This window comes from Bradyrhizobium sp. CCBAU 51627, assembly GCF_028128765.1.
Classification (GTDB): domain Bacteria; phylum Pseudomonadota; class Alphaproteobacteria; order Rhizobiales; family Xanthobacteraceae; genus Bradyrhizobium.
This window is the reverse complement of record NZ_LBJG01000015.1, coordinates 1-19,580: the sequence shown is the minus strand read 5'-3', so window position 1 is coordinate 19,580 and position 19,580 is coordinate 1. Positions and strand designations below refer to the sequence as shown.

Genomic DNA, 19,580 nt, shown 5'->3' with positions numbered 1-19,580 from the left:
ACCGCTTGTGTCCCGGACGCGCTGCAGCGTGAAACGCTGCTGCGCAGAGCCGGACCCATCTTGCTTCCAATGCTAGCTTGAAAAAACTGGGCCCCGGCTCAGCGTCGCATCATTGCATGATGCGCCGCGTCCGGGGCACGAGGGGTCACAGAGTCTTGGAAAATCTAGCCGCCGGCTTCGTTGAACTGGACGTCTTCGAGCAGCGAGGAGGACACGGTCGGGACCTGATCGCCTTCGCTCGCGCGGGAGATCGCGATGCGGGTCTTGTTGAAGACGCTTTCGGCGCTGCTGCCTTGCGCATTCAGGTTGTTGAGGAGCTCGCCGACCAGCGTCGAATGCTCGCCCTTCCCGTCGTCGACGACCTTGCCGGGCGAGGCGGAGGAGAGGATCAGCGCGTTGTCGGGCGTGCCGATCGGCGCGAGACCATGGCTGTAGGAGCGGAAGCGGCGCTCATACGGGTTACGGCGGGACGCATCGACCACGACGAGCTTGGCCTTGGCGCCCTGCTGCTTCATCATGTCGAGCACGCCTTCGATCGAGACGCCCTGGCGGCGGACGTCGCTTTCCTTCCAGATCACGGCATCGACCGGCAGCATGTAGCTCTCACGGCCGGCCTGCACGCCGTAGCCACCGAAGAAGAGCATGACGGTGGTGTCGTTCGTGATGCGGGACTTCAGGCGGTTGACGGCGCGGACCATGTCGTCCTTGCTCGCGTCTTCCACCATGTCGACGTCAAAACCGTTCTTGCGCAGCGCCGAGGACAGCGCGCGGGCGTCGTTGATCGACTGCGTCAGCGGCGCGCGGGCGTCGGGATAGTGACCATTGCCGATCACGAGCGCCAGGCGTGAGGTCTGGCCGACCGAGCCGGTGACCTGGTCGGTCGAAACGGCCTTGGCGGCGTCGAGAACGCGCATGTTGAGGGCAGCATGGGCGCCGATCGCCAGCGACACCGTGCCGATGAGGGCCGCGGCGAGCGCAATCGAGCGTTTGGAAATGTCGAGCTGCCTTACATTCATCTCGGTTCATTCCTGTCAGTGCCAAAGACCTGCCAAATGCGCGCACACTGCTTGAGTAGCGCGATGGCGTCTCTAGGTTTGAGGGATTGGCCGGGGATGTGCCCCCGAATTGCGCGCAATTTGCGGCGCCGCACCAAACAAACTCTTAACCGGATATAGGCCTGCGAGCAATAGATTGCCAAAAATTGAGTTAAGATGCTGATTCCTCTAATGATTTCTCGGCCCGATTTTCTCCGTTTTTGACTCCCCCGTAGCCTTCCGGGGCACGATCATCCAGCCCTTGGGCGTGGTATTTCGGTGACATCAGTCACGTTTGTATTTCCTGCGAATCCGAGTAGCTTTTTCAACGACTTGCGGAGGATGGGTCGCCGACTGAGCGCCGACTTGGCCCCCGCGAAAGTCCCCCGCGACCAGGTATTTCATGAGCTTTCATTATTTCGCAGGTGCCGCGTGCCGGGCGCTGATGGCCCGGAAAGACGGCCCCTCCCTTTATGACGTCTGCGATCCCGTCTTGTCGGGCCGGACCGGCGGCGATCCGCATCTGGCCAAATTCTACAAGACTGCGCTCGGCAATCCGGCGCTGCGGGTGCTGCTGCGCCGCGCCGGCCTGCCCGAACTGCGTGACGAGGCCAAGCTGACCCGGCTGCGCGATGCACTGGTCCGCGCCCGCGATAATGCCGAACCCGACTGGGCAACGGTCGGCCGGCCCGTGGCCGAACTGGTCGACAGCATCGCGCTCGACCATCCCAAGCCACCCCCGACCGCGTTCGTCGGCAAGATGCCGGCGCCGGCGCAGATCGACAGCGTGATCCGCGACTGCGCGCAGCATCTCTTGGGCTCGTATCGCAAGAACGGCTTTCTGCCGACCTATGCAGCCTTCAACCTGATCGGCGATCCCGATTTCCGCGGGCGCGAGCTGATCATGGCGCTCACCGGGCTGAATGCGCGCGGCTACAAGAATTCGTCACTGCTGTTCAACCTCGCGCGCGTCTTCATCGCGCGCTCGCCCGCGCGCGCCGTGGTCAATCCGCCCTGGCGAGGCATCGCCGAGCCGATGTGGGAGCCGGTGCAGATCCGCCACCGCTCGGCCTATTACGACGCCTTCTTTATCGAGGCATTGCTCAGCTATGTCGAGACCGGGCTGGCGGCACCGGCGGACAAGACCGCTGCGGAGCGTGCGATCGCCGACATGGTCGATTTCTGCGTCAACATCAGCCGCGAAGAGGTCAAAGGCGCCGGCGGCCAACGCTTCAACGTCATCACCGCGCTCGCGCCCGCGCCGCATCCGCGCTTTTCCCGTTTTTTTGCGCAGATCAAGCAGGATCTCGGCTTCGGCGTCTACGTGCCGGACTGCGACACCACGGCGTGCTCGATCTCCGCGGCGACGCAGGCCGGCTGCACCGATCCCATCGTCGACCAGCCGCTGCTGGATTTCTACGCAAGCTACCAGGTGCATGCGGGCGTCAACGAGCCGCGCGTGACGGTGCCGCTCAATGACCTCATCGACTACGAGGGCGGCGTCGCCACATGGATCGACAACCTCAAGGGCGAGCGGCCCTACGGCAACGATCTCGATCCGACGCTCAATCTCGACATTCTCGAGGTGAGCTTCCGCAATCTGGCGCGCTGGAAAATCCTGGAGACGCCGGCGCGGCTGGCGACCGTGCACCGGATCATCGGCTTCCAGAAGCGGCTGGCGGCAAGCGGCGCCTTCGCCAATCCGCGCTCGCACATCTATTATCTGCCGGAGCTCTACAGCGCCTATTTCGGCCGCTGCTACGCAGCCTTCCTGGCATTGCCGCTTGCAGCCCAGGCTGCGATCGATCCCGAGGGCGATTTCGATTTCATCCGCCACCGCGTGCTCTCCTACGTCAAGGCCGAGCTGGTCGCCGCCGAGATGAACGTGTTCGACGCAGCGCTGGCGCTGATCGCGCTCGGCCATCTCGGCGCCGACCCGCGCGCCTTCGCGCCGGCTCTGAACGTGATCGTCGATGCCATCGGCGAGGGCGGCCGACGCGGCCCGTTCCGCGGCTATGAATGGAACAAGATGAAGACGCCGACGCGGATCCTGGTCGGCGGACCCGAGGTAACGTCGGCGTTTGTGCTGATGGGCCTGGCGGTGGCGCGCAGGCGAATTGTGAATGGCGAATAGCGAATGGTGCAACGCGCCCTATTCGCCACTCCCTGCTCGCTACTCGCCCGGTAATGACGGGAAGTTGAAAGCCTCTCTGTTCGGCATATGCTGGCCTGATGGCCAAAAGCCGACCACAATTGCGCGGCTTATCAAGGTGTTCCCTGACAATGCGGACCGGCATGTTGCGAAAACTCCTGATTGCGCTGTCTTTGCTCGTTGTCCCGTCGCTGGCGCGGGCGGCCGACGTCACCGGCACCGCGAAGGTCCGCGACGGCGATTCCATTCTGGTCGGCAGCACACGGATCCGGCTCGGCGGCATCGACGCGCCGTCGGTCGACCAGCTCTGCCTCAATACCAAGGGCGAGCGCTGGACCTGCGGCGTCGCGGCGCGCGACGAGCTCGCCAAATTCAGCGACGGCAAGACCTGGGTCTGCCATGCCCGCTCGATCGACCGGCGCGGCCGCACCGTGGCCCGTTGCGAGGTCGGCGGCGAGGACATCCAGAAATGGCTGGTGCGCAGCGGCTGGGCGCTGGCCTACGCCCGCATGTCCCACGACTATGATGCGGACGAGAAGGCCGCGCGTGAAGCCAAGGCCGGGATGTGGCAGGGCGCCTTCATCGCCCCCTGGGACTGGCGCGTGCGCAACAAGAAGACCGCGATCCTGGGCGCTACCAAGCCGCCGGAGGGCGCGCATGCGGTGCTGCTCGCCTCGGCCTCGGGGCCGGTCGCGCCGTCGCCGGACTGCACCATCAAGGGTAACGTCAACAGCGCTGGTGAATGCATCTATCACCAGCCGACCAGCCGCTGGTATGCGCAAATCAAGATGAAGATCAGCAAAGGCACCCGCTGGTTCTGCTCGGTGGAGGAGGCGGAAGCCGCCGGCTGCCGCGAAACGCGCCGATAGCCCACGCCAGACCTGCGTTTTCCGCGCTTTTCTTGGGTCGCTCCGGCGCGTAAAAACTGAACCAGTGACCTACCAGCCTGTTCTCAAGCAACAAGGACCAATAGCAATGACCGTTCGCGCGGGCCGGGAGTTTCTGGCCATTCCCGGGCCCACCACGATGCCCGACGAGGTGCTGCGGGCGATGCATCGTCCGGCGATCGACATCTACTCCCAGGAGATGCTCGACCTGACTGAAAGCCTGCTCCGCGACATCTCCAATCTGTTCGCGACCAAGGGCAAGTCCTACATCTACATCGCCAACGGCCACGGTGCCTGGGAAGCTGCCTTGAGCAACGTCTTGTCGCGCGGCGACAAGGTGCTGGTGCTGGAGAGCGGGCGGTTCGCAATCGGCTGGGGCAATGCAGCCGCGCTGATGGGCGCCGAGGTCGAGGTGCTCAAGGGCGACTGGCGTCGCGCCGTACGGCCGCACGAGGTCGAGGAGCGGCTGCGCCGCGATACCGAGCACAAGATCAAGGCCGTCGTCGTCGTTCAGGTCGACACGGCTTCGGGCGTGCAGAACGACATCGAGGCGATCGGCAAGGCAATTAGGGCCGCCGGCCATCCCGCGCTGTACATGGTCGACACTGTCGCTTCGCTCGGCTGCATGCCGTTCGAGATGGACAAATGGGGCGTCGACGTCGCGATGTCCGGCTCGCAGAAGGGCCTGATGACGCCGCCCGGCCTCGGCTTCGTCTCCGTCAATGCGCGCGCGCTCGAGGTGCACAAGAAGGCCAACATGGCGACGCCCTATTGGAGCTGGAGCGAGCGCGAGGGCACCGAGAACTATCGCAAATATGCCGGCACCGCGCCGGTGCACCTGTTGTTCGCCTTGCGCAAGGCGATCGACATGCTGCACGAGGAAGGGCTGGAGAACGCCTTCCGCCGTCACAGCCTGCTCGGCGAGGCCACGCGCCGCGCGGTCGGCGCATGGACGGAAGGCCAGGTGCTCGGCTTCAACGTTGCCGAACCACATCAGCGCTCCAACACCGTGACCACGGTGACCATGGCGAGCGGCCATGATCCCGCGGTGCTGCAACGCTATTGCAAGGAGAAATGCGGCGTCGTGCTCGGCACCGGCATCGGCGATCTCTCCGGACAAGCCTTCCGCATCGCCCATATGGGCCATGTCAATGCTCCGATGCTGCTCGGTACGCTGGGCGTGATCGAAGTCGGCCTCAACGCCCTGAAGATTCCGCACGGCAAGGGCGGCCTCGAAGCTGCGGTGTCGTATCTCGGAGAAGAGGTGGCGGTGTAGGAGCCTTTCTTCCTTCTCTCCTTGTGAGAGACTAGATAGCGATCGATATCAAACAAAGAGGCGCGGCAAGCCCCTCAAAAGCCCCTTCGCGCTTGTGTCTTCCGGCGCCCCCGCGAAAGAACGCTATCATATCGCCCGGCGACTTCGAATGACGCGAGGACCATGTGACGGAGAGCGTGCAAGAACTTGAGTCCGACCTTCAGCGGATGCCGCGAGGGACCGCCGAGGCGCGGCGCTATCGCCCCCCGGCGCTTTGCGAATGCGCGGCCACTGCCTTCTGTGCCTCTTGCTCGATAATTCTCACCGCAGCATCGACGGCCCGCTCGTGATCGTCGTCGAGAGATTTGTCCCTCATCCAAGCATATAAGTAGACCGCCAACGCATCCTGCAGTGTCATGGCAGGCTCCTCCCTTCAAAAGCGCGTCGTGCACCCCCGTTCGGAATGATCCTGCTTTACGGACACCGACGCAATCAGATGGAGTTCTTAAATCGGGGTTAAGCTTGATAGCAGCGATGCAATTCAAATCTGCGCGGCTGACGCGGCGCCGGATGTGTGGCCGCAACCGCCGCGATCTCGGCGCGCACATCATCGATCGCCGCAGAAACTTCATCACGCAGCGCGATCATCTGATTGCGTATCTCGACGCGCAGCGCTGTGATCTCCTGGTTCTGGCGCTGCTTGACCAACTCCCTGATATTGTCGAAACCCTCATCGACGATCTCGATCGTCTTTAGCAGCGCATGCTGCAGATAGTCCTTGTCAATGAAATGTGTCGGCGGCTCCGCGTTTTCCTTGACCTTGACCACCCAACGGCGGCGCCGACAGCGAGCGCGGCCGTTCGTTACCTGGGCGCGAGCTTCGCCACGATGAGGAGATGCCCGATGCCGTAGTTGAACGCGATCGAGAGCAGCAACAGCGCCACGAACTGCCAGTTGCCGATGGCGTAGAAGGCGAGCGAGGCCAGCGCCAGCCAGATCACCGGAGCAAGGTCGCTGCGCCGCCCCAGCCAGAAATAGCCGGCCAGCACGACGGGCGGGAACAGCGCAATGAACGGGTACGAGTTGAAGAGCATCAGGCTGCACCTGCGGCGGGATATCGCCCCCAAAGCATACCGTCGCCCGGCCAACAGCCCGGCGACGTGAAGCAGTGGCGCTGGCAATTCGCGGAATCGGGACGATATAAGGCGAAATACGCAGTTGAATGAGGATCGAGTGACCCAGACCAAGACACCTTCCCAGCCCCCCGTCGCCCCGCGCCGGCCGCACTCCTTTACCCGGCACGGCATCACCGTGACCGACGACTATGCCTGGCTGAAGGACACGAAGTGGCAGGAGGTGCTGCGTAACCCTGCGGTGCTCGACCCTGATATTCGCAAATATCTGGACGAGCAGAACGCCTACACGGAGAGTCTGCTCGGCCATACCGCGGCCTTGCAAAAGACGCTGGTGCGCGAGATGCGCGGACGCATCAAGGAGGACGATTCCAGCGTGCCGTCGCCCGACGGACCCTTTGCCTATTTCCGCAAATTCCGCGAGGGTGGCCAGCACGAATTGTTCGGCCGCATGCCGCGCGAGGGCGGCGAGGCCCATATCGTGCTCGACGGCGACGCGCTCGCCAAGGACCACAAATATTTCAAGTTCGGCGGCAGCCGACACTCGGACGATCACGAACTGCAGGCCTGGAGCGCCGACACCAAGGGCTCCGAATATTTCTCCATTCGGGTGCGCGACTGGGCGACGGGTCAGGACCTCGACGACATCGTCGAGGAGACCGACGGCGGCGTGGTCTGGAGCAAGGACGGCAAAAGCTTCTTCTATGTGAAGCTCGACGACAATCACCGCCCGATGCAGGTGTGGCGGCACAAGCTCGGCACCAAACAGGCCAACGACACGCTGGTTTACGAAGAGCAGGATTCCGGCTGGTTCACCCATCTGCACGAGAGCACCAGCGGCCGCTTCTGCGTGATCGCCGGCGGCGACCACGAGACATCAGAGCAGCGGCTGATCGATCTCGCCAACCCCGAAGCACCGCCACGCCTGGTCGCAGCGCGCGAGGAGGGCGTGCAATATTCGCTCGCCGACCGCGGCGACGATCTGTTCATCCTCACCAATGCCGACGGCGCCATCGACTTCAAGATCGTCACGGCGCCGCTTGGCGCACCCGAGCGCAAGAACTGGCGCGACCTGATCCCCTATCGCCCCGGCATCTACATCATCGACATCGACCTCTATGCCAGCCATCTGGTGCGGCTGGAGCGCGCCAACGCGCTGCCGTCGATCGTGATCCGCGACCTCGCCACCAAGGAGGAGCACGCCATCGCCTTCGACGAGGCGGCCTATTCGTTGGACACGATGGGCTCCTATGAATTCGACACGACGAATCTGCGCTTTGCCTATTCGTCTATGACGACGCCGTCGGAAGTCTATGACTACGACATGGTCAAGCGCACGCGCACTTTGCGCAAGCGCCAGGAGATTCCGTCCGGGCACAACGCTGCCGACTACGTCACCACCCGCATCATGGCGAAGGCGCACGACGGCGCAGAGGTGCCGGTGTCGATCCTGCATCGCCGCGGGCTCGAGCTCGACGGCACGGCGCCGCTTCTGCTCTACGGCTACGGCTCCTACGGCATGGCGATGCCGGCCTCGTTCAACGCCAACCGCCTGTCGCTGGTCGATCGCGGCTTCGTCTACGCCATCGCGCATATACGCGGCGGCGCCGACAAGGGCTGGGGCTGGTATCTCGACGGCAAGCGCGAGAAGAAGACCAACTCGTTCGACGATTTCTCAGCCAGCGCCCGGGCGCTGATCGATGCCAAATACACCAGCGCAAAACGCATCGTCGGTCATGGCGGCTCGGCCGGCGGCATGTTGATGGGCGCGGTGGCGAACCGCGCCGGCGAATTGTTCGCCGGCATCGTCGCGGAAGTGCCGTTCGTCGACGTGCTCAATACCATGCTCGACGACACCCTGCCCCTGACGCCGCCGGAATGGCCGGAATGGGGCAACCCTATCGAGAGCGAAAAGGATTTTCGAACGATCCTGTCGTACTCGCCCTACGACAATGTCGCGGCGAAGGAGTATCCCGCGATCCTCGCTATGGGCGGCCTGACCGATCCACGCGTCACCTATTGGGAGCCCGCCAAATGGATCGCGCGCCTGCGCGCCACCATGACCGGTGGCGGCCCTGTTCTGCTGCGCACCAACATGGGCGCCGGCCACGGCGGCGCCTCGGGACGCTTCGACCGGCTCGATGAGGTCGCGATCGTCTATGCGTTTGCACTGTGGGCGACGGGGATGGCGGAGGCCAGGCCGTAATCCCTATTGCCTCCCCATGTCGTCCCGGCTTTTGCCTGGACGACATTCTCCTCCTTACCGGCCGTTCTTCTTCCGCCATTCCGCGAAATCGGTGAGCGTCTGCGGATCGGTCGCGGGATAGAGACCGAAGATGCCGCGGCCCTTGCCGACTTCCTCGGTGACGAAGTCCTCGAACGCTGTCATTTCGAACGTTTCATTGGCGATCTCGTCGGCGAGATGGGCCGGGATCACGATGACGCCGTCGGCATCGCCGAGAATGACGTCGCCAGGAAACACGGGCGCGTCCCCGCAGCCGATCGGAACGTTGATCTCGATCGCCTGGTGCAGCGTCAGATTGGTCGGCGCCGAGGGGCGATGATGGTAGGCGGGGATGCCGAGCTTGGCGATCTCGGCGGAATCCCGAAAGCCTCCATCGGTGACGACGCCGGCCACACCACGCTTCATCAACCGCGTCACCAGGATCGCGCCGGCGGACGCGGCGCGCGCATCCTTGCGGCTGTCCATCACCAGCACGGCGCCTGGCGGACAATCCTCGACCGCCTTGCGCTGCGGATGAGAGCGATCTTTGAACACGTCGATGGTGTTGAGGTCCTCGCGCGCCGGCATGTAGCGCAGCGTGAAGGCCTCGCCGACCATGGTCGGCTGGTCAGGGCCTACGGGGTGCACATCCTGGATCATCTGGATGCGCAGACCGCGCTTGAACAGCGCGGTGGCGACGGTGGCGGTGGAGACGGATTTGAATTTGTTGCGGGTGGCTTCGGAAAGTTTCGACATCTCGTACTCTCTCTTTCGTCAATCCGGGGCGCGCCACGTGGCGTGAGCCCGGAATCCATCAGGCGCCATGGATTGCGGCACGACGGATTCCGGGCTCATCGCTGCGCGATGCCCCGGAATGACAGGGGCTAATAAATCGACGGCTCGCCGATCGGCGCGCCGAAATCGGTCTCGAGGAAGTCGAAGTCGCAGCCGTCATTGGCCTGCTTGATATGCTTGGTGAACATCCAGCCATAGCCGCGCTCGAAGCGGCGCTCGGGCTGCTTCCAGGCGGCGCGGCGCTTCTCGAGTTCCGCCTCCGGCACATCGAGGTTGATGGTGCGGGCGGCGACATCGAGCGTGATGCGGTCGCCGTTCTGCACCAGCGCCAGCGGACCGCCGATATAGGACTCCGGCGAGACGTGCAGGATGCAGGCGCCGTAGCTGGTGCCGCTCATGCGCGCGTCGGAAATGCGCACCATGTCGCGCACGCCCTGCTTCACGAGTTTCGTAGGAATCGGCAGCATGCCCCATTCCGGCATGCCCGGGCCGCCCTGCGGCCCCGCATTGCGCAGGATGAGGATGTGGTCCTCGGTGACGTCGAGATTGGGATCGTCGACCGCTTTCTTCATCGACGGATAATCGTCGAACACGAGTGCGGGACCCGTATGCCTGAGGAAGCGCGGCGCGCAGGCGGAGGGCTTGATGACGCAGCCGTCGGGTGCGAGATTGCCCTTGAGCACCGCGAGTGCGCCTTCCTTGTAGATGGGATTGGCAACCGAGCGGATCACGTCGGCATTGTGCACCTCGGCGCCGTCGATGTTCTCGCCCAGCGTCTTGCCTGTCACCGTGATGCAGTCGAGATGCAGATGGTCCTTGATCTGTCCCATCAGCGCCGGCAGGCCGCCGGCATAGAAGAAGTCCTCCATCAGATAGGTATCGCCGCTCGGGCGGACGTTGGCGATCACGGGCACCTTGCGGCTCGCGATCTCGAAATCGTCGAGGCCGATATTCTGGCCGGCGCGGCGCGCCTGCGCGATCAGATGAATGATCGCATTGGTCGAGCAGCCCATCGCCATCGCGACCGCAATCGCGTTCTCGAACGCCTTGCGGGTCTGGATCACCTTCGGCGTCAGATCCTCCCACACCATCTCGACGATGCGGCGGCCGCATTCGGAGGCCATCCGGATGTGGTTGGCGTCCGCGGCCGGAATCGAGGACGCGCCCGACAACGTCATGCCGATCGCTTCCGCGATCGCAGTCATGGTCGAGGCCGTGCCCATGGTCATGCAGGTGCCGTAGCTGCGGGCGATGCCGGCTTCGATGTCGAGCCAGTCCTTGTCGGAGATCTTTCCGGCGCGACGCTCGTCCCAATACTTCCAGCCGTCGGAGCCCGAGCCGAGCGTCTTGCCCTTCCAATTGCCGCGCAGCATGGGACCGGCCGGCAGATAGATCGCCGGGATGTTCATCGAGGTCGCACCTAACAGCAGCGCCGGCGTAGTCTTGTCGCAGCCGCCCATCAGCACCACGCCGTCGACCGGATGGCTGCGCAACAGCTCCTCGGCGTCCATCGCCAGCATGTTGCGATAGAGCATGGTGGTCGGCTTGAGCAGCGATTCCGAGAGCGACAGCGCCGGCAATTCCAGCGGCAGGCCGCCGGCCATCAGGATGCCGCGCTTGACGTCGTCGACGCGCGACTTGAAGTGCATGTGGCAGGGCTGGGCGTCCGACCAGGTGTTGAGGATCGCGATGATCGGACGGTCCTTCCACTCCTCCGGCGCGTAGCCCATCTGCATGGCGCGGGAACGGTGGCCGAACGAGCGGAGATCGTCGGGCGCGAACCAGCGCGCGCTGCGGAGCTGGTCAGGAGTTTTCTTCTTGGTCTTGCTCATCGTCCTCGTCCGTCGGGAAAGCCGCCGGTGCTCTTCCCACAGCCGGCCCACTTCTCGCAAGGCACCGGGAGCGGGGTGGACCTCCGGCATGCATGCAGGCGTGCATAGCTCAGGTTGCGGCGCAATATCGGGTGAGTTCGGCCAAGCCTGGCCCGAAGTGCTTGCAGGTCGGGCACAATCCGCGCGACAATTTCATTTGGAGCTTTGATTTGGGTCGCTGGGAACACCCCGAGCCGATCCGGAGGTTTTGAAGTGGCCAACATCCTGATCGTGGATGACGACCCGGCCGTTCAGTTGACAATCCGGCTGCTGTTGGAGCGGGCCGGTCACCACGTAACGGTCGCCGGCGATGGCCGCAAGGGACTCGCCCTGTTCGAAGCCGACCCGTTCGACCTGCTGTTCCTGGATATCTTCATGCCCGGCATGGACGGACTGGAGACAATGCGCCATGTCCGGGCGCTGCAACCGGCGATCCCGATCATCGTCATTTCCGGTCGCTCGGTCATGCCGGACGCCTATGCCGAGCCGGACTTCCTCAAGATGGCGATCAAGCTCGGCGCGGTCGCGAGCCTGCAGAAGCCGTTCCGGGCCGACGCATTGCTGGCGGCGGTCGATGGCTGCCTGAAGGCCGGCGAGTCGGAGGGGTCCGATGTCAATGCCCGCCGCCGATGATGGCAGCGCCTCCTCAGCTCGAGGTCGGCCGGGGCGCGATCTTGCAGGGAGCCCTGCGAATGTTCCCGTGAGGTACGGAACAACACTCGCGACACGCCTCGCCATCGCCATGACCCTGTTGGTGGCGGTCACCGTGGGTGCAGTCGGCTGGCTAGGCTATCGCAATACCACGCAGGCGGTCATCCCGCGTGTCCTGGAGCGGGTCGGCGCCCAGTCGCGCCTGTTGGCGGCCAATCTTGAATCCTATGTGGCCGGAGTGCGGGGCGACCTGACCGGCTATCGCGCCGCGGCCGCCATCAATGGTCTCATCCGGGCCCACGCCGGTGGAGGAATTGATCCTTCTGACGGCGTCTCGGAGCAAACGTGGCGCGCGCGAATCGCGGCGCGGCTCGCGGCCGAGATCGAGGCCAAGCCCATTTATGGGCAGTTTCGGATCATCGGGCTTGATGACGACCAGCGCGAGCTGGTCCGGGTCGATCGATCCGGACCGAACGGAGCAGCACGGATCGTTCCCGACGGCGAACTGGAGCATAAGAGCGACCGAGCCTATTTCCAGGAAACGATACGGCTCGGGCCCGGCGAAATCTATGTGTCGCCCATCGAGCTCGCCACCCGCCAGGGAGGAACGACGACCTGGCACGTTCCGACGCTGCGCGTCGCGATGCCGCTATACGCGCCCGACGGCAAGCCCTTCGGCATTATCATCGCCAATATCGACATGCGACCGGCGCTCGACAGCGTCCGCTCCACCGGGACCTCCGGAGGAGAGCTCTATGTCGTGAATTCGCGGGGGGATTATCTCGTCCATCCCGATCGCGCGCGCGAATTCGGCGCACCACATGGCGGCGCCAGTGACTGGCGCAAGGATTTTCCGTATTTCGCCTCGTTGACCGGCACTCTGGATGCATCCACGCGGCTCATGACCGACGAATCGGGCCGGCCGAGCGGCGCCGCGATCGCGCCGGCGCTGCTCGTGGGCAAGGATTGGGTCGCCATCATCGAGACGATTCCGGCGCCTGTGTTCGGTCTCGTGCCAGCGGCCATCCAAAAAACGTCCGTGCTCGTCGGTGTGCTGGCCGTCCTCGCCGCGGCCTTGCTCGCCGTGCTGCTGGCGCGCTCATTGACGAGTCCGATCACACGCCTGACCACGGCGGTGACGGCTATTGGCGACGGACGGCCGGCCGACATTCCGGTCGATGCAAGCGGCGAGACCGGCGCGCTGGCGCGGGCCTTTGCCCAGATGGTGGATGAAACGCGGGCGAAAGCAGCCGCGCTCGAACGCGAGGTCCAGGAGCATCGCCGCACCGAGGCCGCACGAAGCCATCATGCGGCGCGCGAGCTCCTGTTCAGCGCCGCCGTCGAATCGTCCGACGATTCGATCGTGATGCAGTCCCTCGATGCCGTCATTACCGGCTGGAATCCTGCCGCCGAACGTCTCTATGGATATTCGGCGGACGAGGCGATCGGGAAATCCACCGCGATCATTGTTCCGCCCGATCGGCGCGAACAGGGCAAGGACTATCTGGCGCGGATCGCGAGGGGTGAGCCGATCGAGCGCTTCGAGACGGTCCGGCTGCGCAACGACGGCACGCCGGTCGAAATCTCGCTCAGCCTGTCGCCGATCAAGGGAGCGTCGGGCGAGATCATCGGCGTCTCCGGGTCCGCGCGCAGTCTGACCGAAGCGCGCCGCGCCGAGCGTGCGCTCCAGCAGCAACTGGAGGAGCGGCGGCTTCTTTTTGACACTTCACAGGATCTGATCATGATCATGAACTCGCGCGGCGAGGTCGTGCAGATCAGCCCGAGCAGCGAGACCATCCTCGGCTACAGGCCGGACGAGATGATCGGTTACAGCGGCGCCGATTTCATTCATCCCGCGCACCTGGATCAATCCCGCGAGGAGATGCGCGAGCTCCGCCGCGGCGGCCATCTGAAGCTCTCGGACACCCGCTGCTTCCACAAGGACGGCCGCGAGGTCTGGCTGTCATGGCTCGGCAATTGGTCGGATCAGGCCAGGCGCTTCTTCTTCGTCGGACGCGATATGACCGAGGCGAGGCTTGCCGCCGAATCCTTGCGCGACAGCGAGCAACTTGCGCGCAACATCGTCGAGACCGCGCTCGACGCCTTCGTCCAGACCAACGATCGCGGCACCATCCTGAACTGGAGTTCGCGGGCCGAGGAGCTGTTCGGCTGGCGGCGTGACGAGGCGCTCGGCAAGAATGCCATCGACATGATCGTCGCCAAGAGCGAGCATGAAAGGGTCAAGGCCGGCCTTGACCGCTTCCTCGAATCCGCCGGCGGCCAGACCCTCAACCGCCGCCACGAGCTCATGGTCCGCCGCCGCGACGGCAAGGAGTTCAAGGCCGAGCTGAGCGTCACGGCGCTGAGGCGCCGCGAGGGTATCCTGTTCAACGTGTTCTACCGCGACCTCACCGACAAGATCGCCTCGGAGGAGCGCATCCGCCACGCCGAGAAGATGGAGGCGGTGGGCCAGCTCACCGGCGGCGTGGCACACGATTTCAACAACATCCTCACCGTCATCACCGGGACGATCGAGATTCTGGCCGATGCGGTGGCCAAGGATCCGGGGCTCGCGGCGATCACGAAGATGATCGACGAGGCTGCCGGTCGCGGCGCCGAGCTGACCCAGCATCTGCTCGCCTTCGCGCGCAAGCAGCCGCTCCAGCCACGCGAGGTCGATATCAACGCACTGATCGTCGACACCGCGAAGCTGTTGCGGCCGACGCTGGGCGAGCAGATCCAGATCGAATCCGTGTTCGAGGACGAGAGCTGCGTCGCGATCGTCGATCCGAACCAGCTCACCACGGCCATCCTCAACCTCGCCCTCAACGCGCGCGACGCGATGCCTGATGGCGGCAAGCTGATCGTGGAGACCGGCGCCGCCTATCTCGACGAGGTCTACGCCAGCGCCAACGACGTGCCGCCGGGACATTATGTGCTGATCGCGGTGAGCGACACCGGCACCGGCATTCCGGCCCATATGCTGGCGCGCGTGTTCGACCCCTTCTTCACCTCGAAAGGGCCGGGCAAAGGCACCGGGCTCGGGCTCTCGATGGTCTACGGCTTCATCAAGCAGTCCGCAGGCCACATCAAGATTTACAGCGAGGAAGGCCACGGCACCACGATCAAGATGTACCTGCCGCCCGGCAAGACCCCCACGGCCGTCGCCGAAGGCGTGCTGCCGGCGTCGATCGAGGGTGGACAGGAGACCATCCTGGTGGTCGAGGACGACCGTCTGGTGCGCGAATATGTGCTCGCGCAACTGCATTCGCTCGGCTACGTCACCCTGCAGGCCGCCAACGCCGCGGAAGCGCTGGCCATCGTTGCCGCCGGAGAACCGTTCGACCTGCTGTTCACCGACGTCATCATGCCCGGCAAGATGAATGGACGTCAGCTCGCCGACGAGGTGCTGAAGGCGCGCCCCGATCTCAGGGTGGTCTATACGTCCGGCTATACCGAGAACGCGATCATCCATCACGGCCGGCTGGATTCAGGCGTGCTGCTGCTGGCGAAGCCCTATCGCAAATCGGATCTCGCGCGGATCATCCGCCAGGCGCTGCAAGCGTAGGCGCGCTTTCTCCTGTCCCGGCGACGCAGAGCCGGGACCTCGAACTGTCAGCCCTGGAGTTGGAGCAATGGGCCCCGGCTCAGCGGCGCATCATTGCATGATGCCCCTAGTCCGGGGCGCGAGACTGGCCTACGATGCGCGCTGGGCCGCGGTCATCACGATGCGGATCAGGTCGGCGGCATTGCGGGCGCCGAGCTTCTTCATGATGTTGGCGCGGTGGTCCTCGATGGTGCGCGGACTGATGCCGAGCGTGCGGCCGGCCTCCTTGTTGGACGCACCGGCAGCGAATTGTTCGAGCACCTCGCGCTCCCGTCGGGTCAGCGGCTCGCGTCCGGGGAAATGCAGCGAGCCGAATTTCGGCGACGCGTTCTCCGCCTGCCTGCGTGCATAAGCGCCGATCGCCTCGTCCAGCCGGCCGACGATCTCGCTGCCACGGAACGGCTTCTCGATGAAGTCGAGCGCGCCGCTCTTGATGGCGCCCACCGCCATCGTGATGTCGCCCTGCCCGGAGATCATGAAGATCGGAGCCGGATAGTCCTCGCCGTGCAGCTCCTTCAGAATGTCGAGACCCGACTTTCCGGGGATGTGCACGTCGAGCAGGATCGCAGCCGGTGTGCGGTTTCGCGCCACGGAGAGCAGCGCTGCTCCGTCCGCAAAACAGATCACCTCATAGCCCGCCGCCTTCAACACCATCGACAGGGTGTCGCGAACAGCAGGGTCGTCATCGACCACGAAGATCTCACCACGGGAGCTTTGTTCGACCATGTGCCACGTCCATTCGCCAAGCCACGTCGGCATTGAAGGACTCGCGTCCGCGCCTCACGTTTCGGCTTTCGGCGCAGATTCGGCCCACCCGCATTTGTACGGGACATGAACTTAACGCACAAGTAGCGCTGAGGTGCCTTATTGCGGGAGACGGAGAATATCCATGCTAAATTACGCAGATACACCCCCGCTCGCGGCGATGGCGGAAACGGACAGCCGTCAGTTGATCGCAGCCGAACTTCGTTCCCTGATCGCGCGCATCGAGATCAGCATGCGTCTGATCGACGCTGCGATGGAGCCCGAGGACGATAGCGCTATCGTGAGCGCCAACCAGGGTTCCACCGAGATTGTCGTGCTCGATGACGTCACGCCTCGTTATGTGACGGCGAGCGCCGCCCTCAACGGCTGCCGGGCGGAGCTGACCCGGGCCCTTCAAAAGCTGTCGGAATCCGCCAATCCGGTGTAGGTCGCAATCGGCGCGGCTGATTGGCCGCAGCCGATTGCATGGCAGCTCCGCGTCTCAGGGCCGGTGCCGCTCCACGATCGCGTCGGTGGCAACGCCGCCCCAGGTATGGATCGTCGGCAGTCCCATCGCGGTCTTGCCGAGATTGGCGAGGCTGATGCGCAGCGCCGCGAGATCGAGCGGCTTCGGCAGGCTCTGAAGCTCGATCCCGACGGAGCGGGCGTAACCGCGGGCGGCGCTCCGGCGCTTGCCGTCCATACCGCTGACCACGATCACCGAGCCCGAGAATTTCGCCGCGGCCATCTCGCGCAACACGTCGATGCCGTCGCCATCCTCCAGCACCAGATCGAGCGTCACGCAGTCGAAGCGCCCGGCGCGCAGCTTTTCGATCGCCTCCGCAACCGACGGCGCAACGGCGACTTCATGGCCGGCCTGCTTGGCGGCGACCGTGATCAGACTGCGCTGGGTGGCGTCGTCATCGACCACCAGGAGCTGAAGCGCGCGCCGCTCGGCGACGTCGGGCAGATTTGAACGGACGGGGGAGAGAGAGCTTCTTGGCATGGCCGGACCCTGAAATTGCGATCAGCCATTGGTACACGGACCGCGCTTAGGCCGCGTAAAACCGGGTCTGCCAATTCATTCGGATGTTTTCAGAAAATGTGAAGCAATGCGTCAGAAACGGTCGCACAGTGCGCGTGGCGATCACGCCGCCGCATCGTGTCCGCCGGCCGGGCCTCGCTTCTTGCGGTTCTTGCCGCGCAGGAACTGGATATCCATCTCCGCGCCGTTGACGCGAACCAGCTCGCAGCGGCGATAGGCAAGGCCGGTGGACGACAGCAGCAGGAAGAACTCCTTCAGGTTCAACCCCTGGATCGAACCTTCCACCGTGAGGATGGCGTCGGTGTCAGAAATCGCATTGAGCGTACAGTCGCGCCGCCACGTGCCGTCGATGGCCATGATGCAGACATCATAGCCCCGACTGAATGTGACGCGCTCTGCACCCTTGCCGTCCTCGGCCATGTCTATCGTCCTGCCATCGCCATGCGCGGCGCCGCACTTTCCGCGGCGGGCTTGGCCAGTGCTGCACGCGGATCGTTCGGCTTGTAGAGGCCGCGACGATCCACAATCGGCCTGAACGTATCGGTCAGCCCGACCACGGTCTCCGCCGCGCCGAGCACCAGGAAACCGTCGGTCTCGATCTGGCGGGCCAGGCGGTTGAAGATGTTGATCTTGGTCTCCTGGTCGAAATAGATCAGCACGTTGCGGCAGAAGATGACGTCGAAGGTTCCGAGGTGGGAGAAATCCTGCAGCAAATTGAGCTGCCGATGCTGGACCATCGCCCGCAGCTCGGGATTGATCTGCCAGGTTTCGCCGTTCTGCTTGAAGTATTTCACCAGGTGCTGAATCGGCAGGCCGCGCTGCACCTCGAACTGGCTGTAGACGCCGGACTTGGCCTTCTCCAGCACTTCCTGCGAAAGGTCGGTCGCGATGATCTCGACCCGCCAGCCGGTCAGGGCCGCGCCCATTTCCTTCAAGGTCATCGCAAGCGAATAGGGCTCCTGCCCGGTCGACCCTGCAGCACACCAGATCCGCACGCTGCGTTTGCCAGCACGGGCCTTGAGGATCTCAGGCATGATGGTATCGCGGAAATGATCAAACGGGACCTTGTCACGGAAGAAGAAGGTCTCGTTCGTGGTCATGGCTTCGACCACGCTGGTGATCAGCGCGCTCGAACCGCCTTGCAGCTTCTGCACGAGCTCGGGGATGCCGGCGAGTCCAGCCTTGCGCGCCAGGGGGAGCAGGCGGCTTTCGATCAGATATTGCTTGTCGGCGGACAGGTCGAGACCGGAGCGCTCTTTCAGCAACTTACGCAGATACTCGTAGTCGGGCGCGTTCACAGGATACCTCTTGACGCTACTGGCAGGTGTATGTTCAGGCAGCGGATTCTTCGCGCTCGACCAGCCCAACTTCCTGAAATTTCGCCATCACGATGTCCTTGTCGAAGGGCTTCATGATGTATTCGTTGGCACCGCCGCCCATCGCCTTCGTAATGTGGTCGATGCCGGTCTCGGTGGTGCAGAACACCACCTTGGGCTCGTCGCCTCCGGGCATGCGGCGCAGCGTGCCCAGAAACTGGAAGCCGTCCATGACAGGCATATTCCAGTCGAGCAGGATCGCTTCCGGCATGGCCTTCTTGCAGTGGACCAGCGCTTCGACGCCGTCTTCCGCTTCAATTACTTGAAAGCCCAGCGATTCGACGATGCGGCGCGCGACCTTGCGAACGATGCTGGAATCGTCAACCACCAAACACGTCTTCATTTTGCTCTCCGGCATTGAATGTCTTTTGATTTCGTTAGGCAGCCATTTGCACTTCGGTCTTGAGCTCGAGAACGCGATCGACGTCGAGGACGACCATGAGCTGTCCGTCGAGGCGGTGGACGCCGCCGGCGAGCTTGGCCATGCGGGGGTCGAGGTTGACGGGGTTCTCTTCCTTGCTGTCCTCGGGCAGGCGCAGCACCTCGCCGATCTGGTCGATCAACAGGCCGTAGGATTCACCGCGCAGGTCGACGCCGACCGCCATCGGCGTCTTGCCGTCCTCGTCCCGGGGCAGGCCGAGACGGGAGCGCATGTCGACCACGGTGACGATGCGGCCGCGCAGGTTCAACACGCCCGCGATCTCGCGCGAGGACAGCGGAACGCGGGTGACGCGCTCGGGCATGAACACGTCCTGGACGCGGGAGATCGGCAGGCCGAACAGCTGGCCGCCGATCATCGCGGTGAC

At 64.1% G+C, this 19,580-nt stretch carries 19 protein-coding genes; 7 read left to right on the top strand and 12 right to left on the bottom strand.

Translation table 11 applies throughout. The annotated features are described in order from the left end of the window. Positions 1-164: 164 nt before the first annotated feature. Positions 165-1,016: a caspase family protein gene (locus tag XH88_RS07760; protein WP_271614823.1), complete on the bottom strand. Its 852-nt coding sequence runs from the start codon at positions 1,014-1,016 to the stop codon at positions 165-167. A 421-nt stretch (positions 1,017-1,437) separates the two neighbouring features. Between XH88_RS07760 and XH88_RS07755 the strand changes: the two genes are divergently transcribed. The 3 genes from XH88_RS07755 to XH88_RS07745 all read left to right on the top strand — a co-directional run bounded on the left by XH88_RS07755 (position 1,438) and on the right by XH88_RS07745 (position 5,349). Next, a complete protein-coding gene (locus XH88_RS07755) occupies positions 1,438-3,168 on the top strand; it encodes a hypothetical protein (protein ID WP_271614822.1) in 1,731 nt (576 codons plus the stop codon). 161 nt (positions 3,169-3,329) lie between these two features. Further along, on the top strand, positions 3,330-4,055 hold the full coding sequence (locus tag XH88_RS07750; RefSeq protein ID WP_271614821.1) for a thermonuclease family protein: 726 nt from the start codon (positions 3,330-3,332) through the stop codon (positions 4,053-4,055). A 106-nt stretch (positions 4,056-4,161) separates the two neighbouring features. After that, entirely contained in the window at positions 4,162-5,349 is a 1,188-nt protein-coding gene (locus tag XH88_RS07745; RefSeq protein WP_271614820.1) for a pyridoxal-phosphate-dependent aminotransferase family protein, read from the top strand. A 235-nt stretch (positions 5,350-5,584) separates the two neighbouring features. Here the strand turns inward: XH88_RS07745 and XH88_RS07740 are convergent, their stop codons facing one another. From XH88_RS07740 to XH88_RS07730, 3 genes are all read right to left on the bottom strand, one after another. Beyond that, the gene (locus XH88_RS07740) at positions 5,585-5,746 is read right to left on the bottom strand and encodes a hypothetical protein (protein WP_271614819.1); all 162 of its coding nucleotides are present in this window, start codon (positions 5,744-5,746) and stop codon (positions 5,585-5,587) included. 98 nt (positions 5,747-5,844) lie between these two features. Next, positions 5,845-6,156 carry a hypothetical protein gene (locus XH88_RS07735; protein ID WP_271614818.1) on the bottom strand — a complete coding sequence of 104 codons (312 nt, stop codon included), beginning with the start codon at positions 6,154-6,156 and terminating at the stop codon, positions 5,845-5,847. Positions 6,157-6,191: 35 nt separating this feature from the next. Then, positions 6,192-6,422: a hypothetical protein gene (locus tag XH88_RS07730; protein WP_271614817.1), complete on the bottom strand. Its 231-nt coding sequence runs from the start codon at positions 6,420-6,422 to the stop codon at positions 6,192-6,194. Positions 6,423-6,561: 139 nt separating this feature from the next. Between XH88_RS07730 and XH88_RS07725 the strand changes: the two genes are divergently transcribed. Then, the gene (locus tag XH88_RS07725; RefSeq protein WP_271614816.1) at positions 6,562-8,667 is read left to right on the top strand and encodes a S9 family peptidase; all 2,106 of its coding nucleotides are present in this window, start codon (positions 6,562-6,564) and stop codon (positions 8,665-8,667) included. A gap of 54 nt (positions 8,668-8,721) precedes the next feature. On the opposite strand, the gene XH88_RS07720 is transcribed toward XH88_RS07725, so the two are convergent. Both XH88_RS07720 and araD read right to left on the bottom strand, forming a co-directional pair. Continuing rightward, positions 8,722-9,441, bottom strand: coding sequence for a ribonuclease activity regulator RraA (locus tag XH88_RS07720; protein WP_271614815.1), 720 nt, complete (start codon positions 9,439-9,441; stop codon positions 8,722-8,724). Positions 9,442-9,569: 128 nt separating this feature from the next. After that, positions 9,570-11,312, bottom strand: a complete 1,743-nt coding sequence (gene araD / locus XH88_RS07715) for an L-arabinonate dehydratase (protein WP_271614814.1) — start codon at positions 11,310-11,312, stop codon at positions 9,570-9,572. Between the two features lie 252 nt (positions 11,313-11,564). On the opposite strand from araD, the gene XH88_RS07710 reads away from it, so the two are divergent. Then, positions 11,565-11,984 (top strand): response regulator, encoded by a 420-nt coding sequence (locus tag XH88_RS07710; protein WP_271614813.1) that lies wholly within the window; start codon positions 11,565-11,567, stop codon positions 11,982-11,984. Next, positions 11,962-15,570: a PAS domain S-box protein gene (locus tag XH88_RS07705; RefSeq protein ID WP_271614812.1), complete on the top strand. Its 3,609-nt coding sequence runs from the start codon at positions 11,962-11,964 to the stop codon at positions 15,568-15,570. The genes XH88_RS07710 and XH88_RS07705 overlap by 23 nt, the downstream gene beginning before the upstream one ends. 129 nt (positions 15,571-15,699) lie before the next feature. Here the strand turns inward: XH88_RS07705 and XH88_RS07700 are convergent, their stop codons facing one another. Further along, positions 15,700-16,335: a response regulator transcription factor gene (locus tag XH88_RS07700; RefSeq protein WP_212303686.1), complete on the bottom strand. Its 636-nt coding sequence runs from the start codon at positions 16,333-16,335 to the stop codon at positions 15,700-15,702. 163 nt (positions 16,336-16,498) lie between these two features. On the opposite strand from XH88_RS07700, the gene XH88_RS07695 reads away from it, so the two are divergent. After that, positions 16,499-16,801, top strand: coding sequence for a hypothetical protein (locus XH88_RS07695; protein ID WP_271614811.1), 303 nt, complete (start codon positions 16,499-16,501; stop codon positions 16,799-16,801). 54 nt (positions 16,802-16,855) lie between these two features. Here XH88_RS07695 and XH88_RS07690 read toward each other — a convergent pair whose 3' ends face one another. The 5 genes from XH88_RS07690 to XH88_RS07670 form a co-directional block, all read right to left on the bottom strand. Continuing rightward, the gene (locus XH88_RS07690) at positions 16,856-17,359 is read right to left on the bottom strand and encodes a response regulator (protein WP_271614810.1); all 504 of its coding nucleotides are present in this window, start codon (positions 17,357-17,359) and stop codon (positions 16,856-16,858) included. Positions 17,360-17,500: 141 nt separating this feature from the next. Continuing rightward, entirely contained in the window at positions 17,501-17,818 is a 318-nt protein-coding gene (locus XH88_RS07685) for a PilZ domain-containing protein (RefSeq protein WP_188106492.1), read from the bottom strand. A 2-nt stretch (positions 17,819-17,820) separates the two neighbouring features. Further along, positions 17,821-18,696, bottom strand: coding sequence for a CheR family methyltransferase (locus tag XH88_RS07680; protein WP_271614809.1), 876 nt, complete (start codon positions 18,694-18,696; stop codon positions 17,821-17,823). 34 nt (positions 18,697-18,730) lie between these two features. Beyond that, positions 18,731-19,117 carry a response regulator gene (locus XH88_RS07675; protein WP_271614808.1) on the bottom strand — a complete coding sequence of 129 codons (387 nt, stop codon included), beginning with the start codon at positions 19,115-19,117 and terminating at the stop codon, positions 18,731-18,733. A 34-nt stretch (positions 19,118-19,151) separates the two neighbouring features. Continuing rightward, the coding region (locus XH88_RS07670) for a chemotaxis protein CheW (protein ID WP_271614807.1) at positions 19,152-19,580 on the bottom strand (429 nt) is incomplete at its 5' end.

What these genes read in the sequence shown, in the direction of transcription:
- XH88_RS07760 (WP_271614823.1), bottom strand. Translation starts at nt 1,016, where the DNA reads ATGAATGTAAGGCAGCTCGACATTTCCAAACGCTCGATTGCGCTCGCC.
- XH88_RS07755 (WP_271614822.1), top strand. Translation starts at nt 1,438, where the DNA reads ATGAGCTTTCATTATTTCGCAGGTGCCGCGTGCCGGGCGCTGATGGCC.
- XH88_RS07750 (WP_271614821.1), top strand. Translation starts at nt 3,330, where the DNA reads ATGTTGCGAAAACTCCTGATTGCGCTGTCTTTGCTCGTTGTCCCGTCG.
- XH88_RS07745 (WP_271614820.1), top strand. Translation starts at nt 4,162, where the DNA reads ATGACCGTTCGCGCGGGCCGGGAGTTTCTGGCCATTCCCGGGCCCACC.
- XH88_RS07740 (WP_271614819.1), bottom strand. Translation starts at nt 5,746, where the DNA reads ATGACACTGCAGGATGCGTTGGCGGTCTACTTATATGCTTGGATGAGG.
- XH88_RS07730 (WP_271614817.1), bottom strand. Translation starts at nt 6,422, where the DNA reads ATGCTCTTCAACTCGTACCCGTTCATTGCGCTGTTCCCGCCCGTCGTG.
- XH88_RS07720 (WP_271614815.1), bottom strand. Translation starts at nt 9,441, where the DNA reads ATGTCGAAACTTTCCGAAGCCACCCGCAACAAATTCAAATCCGTCTCC.
- araD (WP_271614814.1), bottom strand. Translation starts at nt 11,312, where the DNA reads ATGAGCAAGACCAAGAAGAAAACTCCTGACCAGCTCCGCAGCGCGCGC.
- XH88_RS07705 (WP_271614812.1), top strand. Translation starts at nt 11,962, where the DNA reads ATGTCAATGCCCGCCGCCGATGATGGCAGCGCCTCCTCAGCTCGAGGT.
- XH88_RS07700 (WP_212303686.1), bottom strand. Translation starts at nt 16,335, where the DNA reads ATGGTCGAACAAAGCTCCCGTGGTGAGATCTTCGTGGTCGATGACGAC.
- XH88_RS07695 (WP_271614811.1), top strand. Translation starts at nt 16,499, where the DNA reads ATGCTAAATTACGCAGATACACCCCCGCTCGCGGCGATGGCGGAAACG.
- XH88_RS07690 (WP_271614810.1), bottom strand. Translation starts at nt 17,359, where the DNA reads ATGCCAAGAAGCTCTCTCTCCCCCGTCCGTTCAAATCTGCCCGACGTC.
- XH88_RS07685 (WP_188106492.1), bottom strand. Translation starts at nt 17,818, where the DNA reads ATGGCCGAGGACGGCAAGGGTGCAGAGCGCGTCACATTCAGTCGGGGC.
- XH88_RS07675 (WP_271614808.1), bottom strand. Translation starts at nt 19,117, where the DNA reads ATGAAGACGTGTTTGGTGGTTGACGATTCCAGCATCGTTCGCAAGGTC.